Source organism: Rhodoligotrophos appendicifer, from assembly GCF_007474605.1.
Classification (GTDB): domain Bacteria; phylum Pseudomonadota; class Alphaproteobacteria; order Rhizobiales; family Im1; genus Rhodoligotrophos; species Rhodoligotrophos appendicifer.
Map to the genome: position 1 here is coordinate 107,954 of NZ_VHKL01000007.1, position 12,869 is coordinate 120,822.

The 12,869-nt window shown below is 56.6% G+C and carries 10 protein-coding genes; 1 reads left to right on the top strand and 9 read right to left on the bottom strand.

Annotation, left to right across the window (positions count from 1 at the left end; genetic code table 11):
• Positions 1 to 2: 2 nt before the first annotated feature.
• From FKM97_RS16270 to FKM97_RS16280, 3 genes are read right to left on the bottom strand one after another with little or no spacing between them, the layout of a single operon-like run.
• Positions 3 to 1,232, bottom strand: coding sequence for a PDDEXK-like family protein (locus FKM97_RS16270; RefSeq protein ID WP_144293493.1), 1,230 nt, complete (start codon positions 1,230 to 1,232; stop codon positions 3 to 5).
• Positions 1,233 to 1,246: 14 nt separating this feature from the next.
• On the bottom strand, positions 1,247 to 1,516 hold the full coding sequence (locus FKM97_RS16275) for a hypothetical protein (RefSeq protein ID WP_144293494.1): 270 nt from the start codon (positions 1,514 to 1,516) through the stop codon (positions 1,247 to 1,249).
• A 48-nt stretch (positions 1,517 to 1,564) separates the two neighbouring features.
• Positions 1,565 to 4,864, bottom strand: a complete 3,300-nt coding sequence (locus tag FKM97_RS16280) for a TM0106 family RecB-like putative nuclease (RefSeq protein ID WP_144293495.1) — start codon at positions 4,862 to 4,864, stop codon at positions 1,565 to 1,567.
• Positions 4,865 to 4,946: 82 nt separating this feature from the next.
• Here FKM97_RS16280 and FKM97_RS16285 point away from each other — a divergent pair, with 82 nt between their 5' ends.
• Positions 4,947 to 5,939: a helix-turn-helix transcriptional regulator gene (locus FKM97_RS16285; RefSeq protein WP_144293496.1), complete on the top strand. Its 993-nt coding sequence runs from the start codon at positions 4,947 to 4,949 to the stop codon at positions 5,937 to 5,939.
• Between the two features lie 9 nt (positions 5,940 to 5,948).
• On the opposite strand, the gene FKM97_RS16290 is transcribed toward FKM97_RS16285, so the two are convergent.
• The 6 genes from FKM97_RS16290 to FKM97_RS16315 form a co-directional block, all read right to left on the bottom strand.
• Positions 5,949 to 6,506 carry a hypothetical protein gene (locus FKM97_RS16290; RefSeq protein ID WP_144293497.1) on the bottom strand — a complete coding sequence of 186 codons (558 nt, stop codon included), beginning with the start codon at positions 6,504 to 6,506 and terminating at the stop codon, positions 5,949 to 5,951.
• Between the two features lie 50 nt (positions 6,507 to 6,556).
• Positions 6,557 to 7,465, bottom strand: a complete 909-nt coding sequence (locus tag FKM97_RS16295) for a hypothetical protein (protein ID WP_144293498.1) — start codon at positions 7,463 to 7,465, stop codon at positions 6,557 to 6,559.
• 36 nt (positions 7,466 to 7,501) lie between these two features.
• Entirely contained in the window at positions 7,502 to 8,746 is a 1,245-nt protein-coding gene (locus FKM97_RS16300; protein ID WP_144293499.1) for an MBL fold metallo-hydrolase, read from the bottom strand.
• Between the two features lie 12 nt (positions 8,747 to 8,758).
• Entirely contained in the window at positions 8,759 to 10,492 is a 1,734-nt protein-coding gene (locus FKM97_RS16305) for an AAA family ATPase (RefSeq protein ID WP_170240954.1), read from the bottom strand.
• Positions 10,493 to 11,061: 569 nt separating this feature from the next.
• On the bottom strand, positions 11,062 to 11,271 hold the full coding sequence (locus FKM97_RS16310) for a hypothetical protein (protein WP_144293501.1): 210 nt from the start codon (positions 11,269 to 11,271) through the stop codon (positions 11,062 to 11,064).
• 136 nt (positions 11,272 to 11,407) lie between these two features.
• Positions 11,408 to 12,850, bottom strand: a complete 1,443-nt coding sequence (locus FKM97_RS16315; RefSeq protein WP_170240955.1) for a site-specific integrase — start codon at positions 12,848 to 12,850, stop codon at positions 11,408 to 11,410.
• Positions 12,851 to 12,869: the final 19 nt, after the last annotated feature.

The window sequence follows — 12,869 nt, forward strand, 5'->3', positions numbered from 1 at the left end:
GGTCACCTCACCGAGATGTTTTCCAAGACTGCCGCGGTTAAGAGTTTAAGATCAGAATTCACGAAATCAGCCCAATTCTTCTGGACCGTTTCGGCCATTTGATCGAAGTCCATTTCGTTTGCTGCCTTTGTTGATAAAAGTTCCCGTAGATAAACTGAGGCATACTTTGCCCCCATGGGTTTCACTGCTCTCTTAAACAGCCCCGGCGTATCCAGTGCCATGTTGTATAACCGCTTGCGAAACTCCTGATCAGAAGGGCCCATAACAAGGGCGACAACAACACGGTTTCTATAAACCCCAGTTGCAGCCGTTTTTACTTCAAACAGTAAGTTTCGACCCGTTCGAGTCCAGTCTTCAGGATCACATCTCTTAAGATCCGGGATGTCCCACTCTTGTGGAATGAACCGAAGAATGTTCGCTCCATGACGGTCCTGCTGAAGAGTCGAATCTAATTGTATAATCGGCCTTAGCACCGCTAAAACGCTGTCATCGGGCCGGTTATCGATGATAAAATCGATTGCCTCTTTGTGACGATCGTAAAGTTTGCGTGCAATTTCCTGAAGCTGTTCGTCTGCCACAACATTTCTCCTAAGCATGTCCACATAATGATTTAATATCAGTGACATAGATGGCGCCTGGGTTCCCGAACTAGTGTTGATATTGCGCTCTATAAGTTGTGCCAATTCGGAATAAGAAAATTCGACATAGCCGTCTTCTTTTGAGGCTTTCCCCGTTGGCGTCAGGTAAATACAGATAAACCTCGTGTTCTCTCGATACATTCCAGCAACGAGATTCCTGTAATGAAGTAATTGTCCGGGACCGGCATTCGCTCCAATCTTGTTTTCTATCAATACGACCAGTTTGAGGTCGTCGATTTCAATCAGTATATCGATATTGGCACGTTCTCTGTGCACAATTGCACTGTCCATATCGCCGACAATGAGTTCTAAAGTTTTTACCGGCCTTGAGTGGGGATGAATTTTCTCAATTACGCCCCGTAGAAAACCGAGAAGAATTTGCGAACCGAGGCCATGTGGCCTCGCAGGAGATAGGAGAAACCCGAGAAAATTTGAATGACGCAACTCCGCGCGAACACCTCCTATGGCCTCAAAAAGATTGAACTTGTCCATCCTGTTGTGCAGATCGTGAAAGCTCGGATCATCTATGAGATCTGCAAGTTTGGACTCGATGTCGACGGCGAGGCTTTGCTCTCCAACTGATTCTTCATTCATGCTGGGGTCCTTCTTCAAACTTTCAACCTGCCCCTTCGCGGGGCGGCGGTAATAATGGCTTCGTCCTCGGCGAGGACGATATAGGTGTCGAGGCGGTCGGCGACGCGGGCGTAAGTTTGGTTGCCAAGGCCGCGGCGGGCGCGGTGGCGGGCTGATCTGTCCATGTAGCAGATGCTCGCGCCGCCTCCGCGATAGCGACGCTCGCCGTAGGTGAGCAGGATCTCGACGACGTCGTGACGGATGCCGCGCTGGTTGCAGCGCTTTTCGGCGTGGATTGTGTACATGGCAAAATCCTCCCTCTGCTGATGATTTCAACATAGGCGGGGGAGACGTCAGATCTTGTCGTGTTTGTGTACGGTTGCATAGTCCTGCAGGGCGCAAAGGGCGTTGACGAGGCGCATCTCCTCAAGTGTGCCGCAGGCGACGTCGAGGAGCCGGGGCGAGGCGATGATTATGGACAGGGCCTGTGCACGGGAAATGGCGACGTTCAGGCGATTGAGGCTAAAGAGGAAGGCGATGTCGCGCGGGATCTCGTCGCCGGACGAAGTGGCCATGGAGATCAGGCAGACGGGGGCCTCCTGGCCCTGAAAGCGGTCCACAGTGCCGACGCGGGCGCCGTGAGGCAGAGTTTCGGCCAACAGGTTGACCTGCGCGTTATACGGGCTGACCACCAGAATGTCGGCCGTGGTCAGACGACGCTGGACGCCCTCGCGATCGGTGAAGCGGGCCTTGAGCAGTCGGGCATAGAGTTTCTCGATGCGGGCGGCTTCCTCCTTGCTGGACTGCGCATTTCCGGTGTGGGCGATTTCTTCGAAGAGTATGCCAGCGGGAGGGAGGCCGGGGGCGTCGAGACTATGGCGGGCGGCGCCTTCGTCGCTGACCAGCCGACCTTCGTAGACAAGATCCGAAACGATGCGGCAAATGCGTGGATGCATACGTCGGGAAACCGGCAGGAAGATGCCACGATCGGGCGGGACCGTGTGGTGCCCCGCTAGGAGATAATCGAGGGCGGAAAGGCCGCTCTCGCCAGGATGAATGCCCTGAATGGGCTGGGGAAGCTGCATCTGGTCGCCGACGAGGACAAGATTGCGAGCACAGGCGGCGATGGCGACAGTGTTCGCGATGGAAACCTGTCCGGCCTCGTCGATGAAGACGTGATCAAATTTACCGTCCACTTCGGGGCGGGCAAAATACCATGCGGTCCCGCCGACGACGTTCGCCACCTTCAAGGCAGTCGCGCTGTTGCTCGTTACGCTGCGAACCATGGGGTCTTCGGGGCCGCTATCGCCGCTACCGACTTTCTTGACAATATTAATGGTCACGCCCCTTCGACGGGCGTGTTCCGCGACGGCCATCAGCAGGTTATCTATGGCTTTGTGGGCATTGGAAGAGACCGCGACACGCTTGCCGGCGACGGCGAGTTCAACAATAGCGACGGCGCTGACATAGGTCTTGCCCGTGCCCGGGGGGCCCTGGATCACGAGACAAGTGTCGTCGAGAGCAGCGATCGCCGCGACGGTACCGGCTGTCGTATCCGTTGTAGCGAGGATGGGTGCGCCCGACCTGCGGCCAGCGAGACGCGGTTGGCGACGCTGGAGAAAGTCACCAATGGCGCGATAAGCTTCGTCACCCTTCACCATGGTGTTGGTCACGCGGGCGATTGCCGCTTCGATCACTTTCACAGGCAGCGGTCCCGAGGGGATCAGGTCGAGGGCATCGGGCAGGACGTCAAACGATTTGGGGAAAGCAAGGCGGACACGATTTCGGGCCCGATCGAAACTCTCTATCGTAATCCTCCGCTGATCGCCGCGCATTTCAACAGTGGATCCCTCCCGGAGCTTGGTCTCCTGTTGGGGATATTCATAGAGCCGCTCGAGCCCTTGGGGCTTGCCGATGGCGGTGAGGCCGCCGAGGCTTTCGAGGTCTTCGACCAGGGCGGCGATATCCCTCTCCTGGCGGTCGAAATATTCCCACCAGCCCGGCTTGTTCGATCGGGCGTGAAAGAAGTTCAACTCAAAGAGCAAGTCGGCCACATCGTCGCCGAGGTGCGGCCGGGCGGTACCAATGGAAGCCCTGAGGTTTTCGCGGGATTCATCCTGCTCATCGGCCTCTGTCTCGCCCTCAAGGACATGCTCGAACCATTGGGCGTGGGGCGGGCGGATGGAGAGGAGCCAATCGCGGAGGCCTTTTGTGGAACGGCAGTCAACCTCATTGTAGCGCTTGATGTCGTCGAGGATCTGTGCATCACCTGTTTCGAGCCACTGTTCATAGGCAACGATGCTGTCGCCGGCGTTGGCGACCTCTCCTGTACGCTTCTCCAGATAGAAGGCTTCGAGATCCTTCAGAGAGTAGCCAAGCTCGGAGGCATAGATGCTCTGGCCGACGACGCGATAGAGATCGACAAAGCGGTGGTTGCGCAGGAGGTGATCAAGAACGGCCTCGCCAACGCCATAGCGCTGGGTAAGTCGCTTGAGGGCAGTCACCTCGTAGTGGTTGTAGTGATAGATAAAGGCATCAGGATAGCGGGTGAGGCGTTCGGCAAAAGCATTGAGGACCGCGATGACGGCACCTTGCTCGGCCTCGGCGTCATGCGCCCACCAGGACTTGAACTCTCCTTTGCCATCAATTTCCCAGTAGAGGCCAAATAGGTATTCGAGGCCGCCTTCGACCAGAGGGTCACCCTCCATGTCGAAAAAGATGTCGCCTGGGGATGGAAGGGGCAGGCGGGCGAAACCGCGGCAAGGTTCGAGACGCTTCAACTCGAACGTTGGCCCTCCACCACAAAGGCGAGCAGACTGAAGCCGGGCCTGGCTGCGAAGCTTGGCAAGGGTGTCGGCGTGCATACGGGGCACAGGAGTAATATTGGCGGCCAGATCGGCCAGGGTGCGGATGTTAGCGCCCGTCAGGCGGCGGCGCTGGAGGCCGGTAATGCCGGCGACGCGAACGAGGCTGTCGGTAGCTGAATAATGGTCATCGCAACGACTTCGCCACCGACAGAAACCGCAGGCTCCCACCGGTTCGGGCAGCGTGGGCCATGGGCTTGTAATGAATCCTTCAAGGCGTCGACTGAGACGGCCGGCATAAGAAGATATTTCGTTCAGGGGGATCGAGACTCGCTTCTGAGTTCCTAGAACAACGTGGGCGAGGTCCGGCTGAACTCCCTGGATCTCGGCGAGGCCGCGGGAGTAGATTGACAACTGTAGGGCATGGGCAGGGGAAGCGTGGCGCTTCAGCTTTGTGTCAACGACTTCGTAGGAGAAATCGCCCAAGGCGGATGGACGATCGACGCGCTCGATGAAGTCGGACCAGCCCTGCCAGATCCCGGCGGAGAGGGCGCCCTGATAGATATTGGGTGCGCCTGCCTGCATGGCTTCGCGCGTGGCAATTGCGGCAGCCTCGAAGCCGCGCTCCCTGGAGATCTCCACGACGTCCCCCGCCGCTTTGTCACGCAGGTAGGAGGCCTCATGGGCGTGGCCCTTGCGTTGTAGCAGGGCGGAATTGGCATCATCTTCGTCTGGCTCCAGATCCTCCCCCCGTGCGAAGCGCAAATCCAGCTCCGTCGCGTGCTCGCAGGCCTGAAACCGCACGAGGTCGCTGGGTGAAAGGATAATGTGACCATTCTGGTTCTTCATGAAGCTCCACGTTGCACAAGTCTATCGCAAAGGTAGTATGGGGATAAGACGACAAAAACTGGCGGGAAGGGGATCCGGGGGGATGTCTTTTGCAAAAGCCGAGGATTTGCTGAATCTTGCGGCAATGGCCGCTGGACGCCGCGGTGTCTCCCTTGAGGAGATCGTCGATCGGTTCAACTGTTCTTATCGCACCGCGCAACGCATGCTGGTGGCGCTGGAGAACGCCTTTCCCGACGTTGCTTCGGCAACGGGCGATGACGGACGCAAGCGCTGGCGGATGCAGGGTGGTCATCTGCGCGAGTTGATGACCTTGAAGCCCGAGGAATTAGCGGCGCTGGATTTCGCCATCAGCCATCTCGGCCATGCGGGACATGACGCGGATGCCCGGTTGGTTCTGCAGCTCAGAGACAAGATGCTGTCATTGGTGCCGCGAACGACAATCGCACGCATCGAGCCAGACCATGAGGCCCTCCTGGAGGCGCAGGGCTTCGTCGCTCGGCCGGGGCCCAAACCGAAATGGGACCCGGTGGTAGCGGAGGCGATTTCCGAGGCGATCAAAGGTTGCCAGGTCCTGGAAATAGACTACCGAGGCTACCAGGACGAAGACGCACGGGTTCGACGGATCGAACCTTACGGCGTGTTGTCGGGTGTGCGACGCTATCTGGTGGGGCGGCCAGTGGAGGACGGGGAGGGGCCGGTACGAAGCTATCGACTTGAGGCGATCGAGGCAGTCCGAGTAACGACGGAGATGTTCCTGCGGCCTGACGGGTTCGACCTTCAGCGTTTCGCGAACCGGGCATTCGGGGTCTATCAGCGCGACGACGAATATGGAGAGATTGTATGGAGGTTCCGGTCAGATGCGGCGGGGCAGGCGAGGGGCTATCAGTTTCACCCCGAGCAGGAGCTGGAAGAACAGACCGATGGATCGCTTGTGGTACGTTTCAGAGCGGCAGGGCATCTTGAGATGTGCTGGCATCTGTATAGTTGGGGCGATCGGGTGGAGGTGCTGGCACCGGAGGCGCTGCGGAAGATGGTGGAGGGGCATCGTCGGGGAGATTTTCCGGCGATGCCGTGAGATTCCTTATTAGCGTCCATCGTTCAGTCTGTATGCTGGTGCTGAAAAAATCTCTTGTCTGGAACCGAACCAAACAGCACGTGCTGGCAGCCCGTAAGATGGAAAGTCGATCAAGTCTGGCCAATCTGGGTGAGGTCTTTCCGATATATTATCGTATGTCGTATCAAACCATCTATTTAAGACAGTTACGCTTCGATCTGGAATGGTTTTCGTTTTCATAACATTAAAAGGAAGGTTGAGAAAACGAGCGTGTAGCCATTCTGCATATTTTAAAGTTGATTTTGAAACTTTTATTTTTTTTCCCGGGGGCTCAGCTGTAGTTATTTCTCCAAGCCAAAACTGATGGTCACTTATAATTTTTTTGAAATGCAACCTTCCTATTCTGACACGTTTATACAGCAGCGTGCTTATTCCTATATATTGAAGCTGGGCCTGGGTTTGTTGGTCGCAACACCCAATGCACATATAAAGTCCGTCTTCGTAATCAGCTTTGGCCGCTACGTGGGCAGACTCTGCAGTCGCATAAGGTCCAAACCAGTCAACTGATATCATCAAGTGTTTCGGCATGGTCATCTTCCCAATCATATGGAAAATTTCAGAAGTGCAAGTGATTGGACTTAGTCGCGTGTCAAATTGAAGTCTTTTGGATTCCCCTTCGCACGAACCACGATGCCAAACTCCATTAAGGCAGCATGACGCTTTTTAAAGGCATCGCCGCCCTTCTGTGCGGCGTCGAATTCAAAGACCACTAGACGTGGCTTGGTATCCACTTTAATCCTGAGCTTACCGCAGGCTGCGCCTTGAATCAGATCGTCAGTCTTGATGGTTTGTATTGGTGCTCGGAGATCTACCAAAGCCTTGCAGGCGTTCCTGTAAGCCTCAACGATCTGCTCGGAATGGTCTTCCAAGAAGCGGCTGTAGTTTTTCAATTGCGCGACGACTTCGGGTTCTCCGCCATTGGATCGGAGACGGGTATCCGATGCTCGCTTGGCCTCGTAGAAAACAAGCGCTGCAGTTTCTCGGTCGACTTTCTGAAGCGCGACAATATCCAGGCGCGGGGCGGTAGTCCGTCCGCCATTGTCCGACGGCTTGGCAAAGGCGGCCTCGACGTCGATGACATTCAGGTTTTTCTTAATGATCTCAGCTACGCCCTGCTTTTCGGCGTTCGAGTAGACTTTCGCGGCTTTGATTAATTCGGTCAGCGTTTCTCCTGGCCTGTAGCCGGTCTGGACGATTGACTGTGGATCCAGCGGCTGGCCTTTCTGCAGAAATCGGATGCCATCGAAGGTTACATATTCTGTTCCTTTGGCGACGCTTGGCTTAAGCAGATATTTGTAGTGGATCGCCACCCGCGGGCGGATGCCGTCAGGGCCACGTTCTCCCTCGATGCGGAAGACACTTTGGCCATTCACATAGGCGTTCAAATAACCATCGCGGACGGCGACGAATAGATCCTTGCTGCGAAGTGTCTCGTTCCACCAATTCGGTTGCTGGTCTTCTGCGAGCTTAATTAAAGCTTTCATCAAGCCAACGCTTAGCTTCCTGTCAAACTGCCCGATGGGTCAAACCTCCATCCATTCGCCGTCGTCGAGGACGGTCACGTTGTCGAACAAGTTTGGGAATTGGTCGCGCTGGAAGGTATGGATGGGCACGAGCCTTTCTGCATTTACAGCTTTGGCCAGTCGTTGCAGGTCGGGGATGCTGGCGTGACCCGATGTGTGGATCAGTTTCAGCGGTATCTCGTGCGAGTCACATACTGTTTTGAATTCGGCGCCCTTTCCGTCTCTGAGATAACCCTCCCATTGGGACCAGATTGCTATCGATCCGTCCAGTGAATTCAGATGACCTAATTCATGAATCATCCAAGGTCTTATAAGCATCACTGTTCCTTTTGCTTCGCTCTTGAGGTTCTCAGGCCAGATCCGATGATCCTTGTATGAGTCAACGATCGACGCGATTCCGGTAGATACAAGGAAAAATCTTTGCCATTTTGGAAGGAACACCTTCAGAGAAGGAAATCCCACCTTGGGGATTGAATGGCGGGCGGTAGATCTTAGGATCTCGGCGGCATAGGCATCTATGATGAGATTCCGATTGCTGCGCCTGGCAGCACGGTAAAGGGTGACGACGCGGTCAACGTTCTGCGGGGAGCAGACGACGAGGGCCATGCCGCGGGTCGATGTGAAAGCATCGACGAATTCATTCTCTAGGTCTGTCTCTGTCGGAAAGCTGGATCCTGGGTCAAGGCGGCCGATAGTCGAGCCTTCCATGATCATCATATCGACGAAAGGGGGTGGCGCGGCGACGAGACGCTCGAACAAAGCGGATTTGCGGCCATGGCCACGCAAGTCGCCAGAATAGAACAAACGCTTGCCGCCGGCGTCGATCGTTATGGCGTAGGAATCGAATGCCGAGTGATCGACAAGGCGTGGCGTAATCGTGAAGGGACCCATGACCAGAGGTTTGCCATCCATCAAGTCGAGGCGGTTAAGGGGTAGATAGCCTCCCGGCACAAACATCTTCGCTGCTTGGAGGATCGACGCTGTGGCATTACCCATCGCTACGGGAAGGTCAGAGCGGATGCGGGGCAAAAGGCCCCAATGGTCGCGGTGACCATGGGAGAGAATTGCGCCGATGCAGCCCTCCCGGTCATCCACAAGGCCTGGAATGTCCGGCATGGAAACAGTGTCGATGTCATCGGTATTGAGGGGCAGGCCACAATCTAGGGCGATAGAGGCGCCTCGATGCTCGACCTCGACGCAGGAACCGCCAATTTCGCGCGTGCCGCGGTGAATCCGGATTTGCATGTAGCCCTCCGTTCAGAGAGATGCTGAGAAGCCGATAGGCGATGATTTGAGACCGGCCCGCGCATCGACCTCATTGCGCAGCCAGGAAACCAGTTGCTCGGGCTCGACGGCACCCAGAATGCGGGCTTTGCGGGCAACGACAGCGAAGTCACCCGGCGTCAGGGCTTCGAGTGCGGCGAGCGAGGCTGGAGCGGGCGCGGCGAACCAGCTCATGAAGGACAACGCCGCCTGTTGCTCGTTCATGGCGAGGAACTCGACCTTAAAGGTGAAGCGACGGAGTGCGGCGACATCGAGGTCTGCAGCCAGATTTGTCGTGCAGGCGAAGGGGAGAGGATGGCGTTCCATCCAGGTCAGCATCTCGTTCACCTGAGAAACCTCCCAGGATCGGACAGCAAACTCACGCTTGCGCAATAGGGAGTCGGCTTCGTCGAAGATTAGGAAAGCGTTTTGGTCGATAGCCTCGCGAAAAGCGTCCGCGATGGCCCTCTCGGTCTGGCCCACAAACATGCCAAAGATGTCGGACGACTGCTTCTCGATGACCTCGAGGTCCATAATCTCCGCGAGGTAACGGGCATAGGCACTCTTGCCGGTCCCTGGCTGTCCGGTGAGACAGAGCGAAAGCGCCCGCCAAGGGGCGTTGCCAATCTGCTCCGCCAGTCTGACCAAGTCGCAGTCGGCTCGGCTGATCCTTGGGTCGAACGCTGTACGCATAGCGTCGGCAGTCATGCCGCGCATTATGTTCGGTGCAGCTACACGCCCGACGGCAGTGATTGCCTTGCGGATCTCGTCAGCACCGCCACCGAGGGCGGCTGCGGTCTTGACGGCACTTTCGAACAGTGCCGGCCCCACCGGGAACTGGCGGGCGAGCGCCCTGATGTCGGCCGTCGCCAGCGAACAGTGGTATGCAGCCAAGGTACGGGCCAGAACGGTTGCCCGCGCCTTGGCCGGCGGCGTGCGGAATTCAATAGCAAAGGCCATGCGGCGGAGGGCGGCAAGCCCAAGGCTGCCAGCGTCGTTAGTGGCCCAGATCACTGGAATAGGCGTGGCCTCGAGCACACGGTTCAGGAATACCTTTGAGCCCGAACGATCGCTCCGGCGGTTCGAATCGTTGCCCACGAATATGTCGTCAGCCTCGTCGACGAAGAGAATAATCCGTTCCCCCGACATGACGAGGGACTGGGCACGCAGCAGATGGCTTAGGCGCTCGCTTCGATTAGGCTCGCCACCCAGGTGATCAGCTTCCCCAATGGCAATCAGATCAGCACCAACTTCGCAGGCGACGCGCTTTGCGAATTCGGTCTTGCCAGAACCAGGAACACCATGCAGCAGCAGATTGGCACCGGGCCGCGCGTCCCGAAGAGCTGCGTTCAACAGCCGCTTTGCGTATTCCGCTTCCTCGCCGAGATGAGCGAAGTCACTCCAGTCGAGCGAGGTACTGGCATGCGTGCTACCGACAAGCATGTTGCGCAGGACTTTCGGGCTCTGCGTCGGGGCGGTGGCAATGCGGACGAGGGTCTCGTTTGCTTCGACATCGCCAGGAAAGTTGACATCGATCAGACCAAACCGGAGAAGAGGTGCCGCGCTGTCAAGTCGGGTCCGAAGAGCGTTCTCCGTCCAGCCTAGGAACCTCGCCGCCGTCAGAATGTTGTCATCGTTGCTTCGGAAAGCACCGATGCGGCCACACTGCGCCTCGGTTAAGCTTGCCAGCTGGGTGTGAATCTTGCGGCGTGCGAGGTAGCTTATCACCTCCCTGTCCGGCGAGTTAAGCGAGAGGGCTTCGCTCACCCAGCGCAGGCGCCTTTCCAGTGGAGAAGGCGTTGCAGGCGGGGACAACGTTGCAATAAGCTTCGAAATCGGCTTCGAAAGACGCTGCCAGATCTCCTTGTCAATCGGTCTGTTATCCGGGCATTCAAGCTCCTCGGGGTCGATGGGTATGCGCCCGAGGCCGATGTTGGGTCCGAAGGTCACGATCCAAGCAACTAGGGTTTGTGGTGGCCGAGACGAGAGCTGGTGCGAGAGTTTGAGTGCGCGAGCGAGCTGGAAACGCAAATACCAGCGTTCGTATTGATGCATGTGAGCCCCTTGCAGTTGATCAAGGCTCTACAAATACAGCTCAGAGGCGACAAAAACGGTCGTATTTAGTTAAGAGTCATCTCGATGATCTTATTTTTCTCGTTTTCTATGTCCGCACGACAGTGTTGCCCCGCAAAGTCACCCGCTTCCACCATCTCGCCGCCCTTCGGTGGCGCGCTCGGTACTCAGGGGACCACGCTCTTTAGTGGTGCGACCAATTCAGCGCCCGGACGGAGGCACGTTCATTTTTCGACGGTAACTTCGCCGCCACAGACCTTCGCTGCCAATCTACCGTCGAAGACCTGCTGGTGGCCGTTCTCTATGCCCGTCTGTTGATGGAAAAACTTACGCCCGGGATCGCCTTCATGCACGCCCGCAACAACTTCGCGGGTTTGTGGATTTCGTGACGCATGAAACTTGTGTGCAGGGAGGCGGGTGTTGTTACGCATCATTCATTTTCAACAGGAGATTTAGCCAAGCGACTATGCGCTTCGTGCCGGTGAAGACGGTCGACAGCTAGGCGGCATTGAGGAGAACGCGACGAACGCGACCGGATGGTCCGCAATCGAACCATTGCTCGAGCGCATTTTAAGTAAAATCGCTAATTTTCATACCGCCGAGCTGCATAAGCTCGATGGCATCGCGCATGCGCTCAATAGAGACGCCATGAATATAGCGGCCTGCAACGGAGCCATCTGCATGCCCGGTGATTGCATCGCTGGTCAGTCGATCAACGCCCGATACGGCTAGGGCGGTTTTAAGATGATGCCGAAAAGAGTGAAACACTTTCCGCTTGTCCACGATACCAACGCTGGGCAGGTAAGTGCGGCTGAACCACCTCGGAATGTACTGTGTAAACCGCACATTTGCGTCCGTGGCCGAGTCCTTTCCCTGTTCGAACCACGTGGGGAATAGATGCGTTTGGCGAGCGCGCTTTAGGACCGCAATGCGCTCTTCGAGCCCTAGCTCGATCAGATTGCTATGAACCGGCACGAGGCGCCGGGATCCTGCATTTTTCGTGCGTTCTTCCACCGCGAAGCAGAGAATATCTCGCTCTTCGCGGATACTGGAAATCTTGAGCTGCGCAATCTCCGAGGCCCGCATGCCGGTATGAACCGCAATGAGAAGGGCCCAAACCTGCTCCGAATAGGGCTGATTCTTTCTGTCTAGCAGTGGCGTGAAGATCGAGTTGATTTCCTGTGTTGTGAAGGGAAGACGGCTAGGCTCGGAGCCGTTGGTGCTTCCATCGACCTTGACGCCATTAGCAGGATTGTCTGGAAGGATGGCGTTGTTGACGCACCATTGAAGAAGGGTGCGCAATCGGCTCAGGTGCTTATTGTTGAGGGTGTAAGGATCAAGAGTATCGAACGGCTGTTTCCTCAAGGCGTTCAACTCGATCGCCTCCAGGATCGTTTTGCCAGGAAAGCGCTTCGAATAGTTGGCTGGCGCCCTTGATAAGATGCGTTTGAACTCGATCACGTTTGGCTTGGTGATCGCATAGAGAGGCTTGTTGGCGTCGATCACTTCTCCGAACATACGCACAATCACTATGTATTCTCGCACAGTGCCGGGACGCGCCTTCTTCTCGTCAAGAAACTCCGGCAAAATTTGCTCAAGCGTCTTCATGGCTTCAGGCGTCAACGCGCGGGCCTTTAGCGTATCGCTGGTAAGGGGAGCCTCAGGCTGCAATAGTGGATGCGTTGGCGGTTGATCAGGTTCGCCTTCATCGCGCAGTGCCATCACTTTGCGGGCTTCAACCTCAGCCACGGCAAGGGCTCGTGCGTACTCCCGGAACCCCTCGTTGTTCGGTTCAACGTCCGTATTGCCGGCGTCCATAAACTTCGAGGCCGCCTCCGCCAGGACAAGCGCCATTACATTGTCCGTCACCGTCCCTTTGATGACTTCGCGCAGCGCTCCGATATAGTTCATGTCGGGCAAGCCTAAGGCCCATCTAGGATCGTGGTTTCTCATTGACTCATCTTCAGCGAGCAGATCGCGATAATGGGATCGAGCCATTGCCGGTGTGGTCATTGGTGCGGCTCGTTGAGCG

Bases quoted from the DNA above. Each gene is read 5' to 3' on its own strand.
- FKM97_RS16270 (WP_144293493.1), bottom strand. From the start codon at position 1,232: ATGAATGAAGAATCAGTTGGAGAGCAAAGCCTCGCCGTCGACATCGAG.
- FKM97_RS16275 (WP_144293494.1), bottom strand. From the start codon at position 1,516: ATGTACACAATCCACGCCGAAAAGCGCTGCAACCAGCGCGGCATCCGT.
- FKM97_RS16280 (WP_144293495.1), bottom strand. From the start codon at position 4,864: ATGAAGAACCAGAATGGTCACATTATCCTTTCACCCAGCGACCTCGTG.
- FKM97_RS16285 (WP_144293496.1), top strand. From the start codon at position 4,947: ATGTCTTTTGCAAAAGCCGAGGATTTGCTGAATCTTGCGGCAATGGCC.
- FKM97_RS16290 (WP_144293497.1), bottom strand. From the start codon at position 6,506: ATGCCGAAACACTTGATGATATCAGTTGACTGGTTTGGACCTTATGCG.
- FKM97_RS16300 (WP_144293499.1), bottom strand. From the start codon at position 8,746: ATGCAAATCCGGATTCACCGCGGCACGCGCGAAATTGGCGGTTCCTGC.
- FKM97_RS16310 (WP_144293501.1), bottom strand. From the start codon at position 11,271: ATGATGCGTAACAACACCCGCCTCCCTGCACACAAGTTTCATGCGTCA.
- FKM97_RS16315 (WP_170240955.1), bottom strand. From the start codon at position 12,850: ATGACCACACCGGCAATGGCTCGATCCCATTATCGCGATCTGCTCGCT.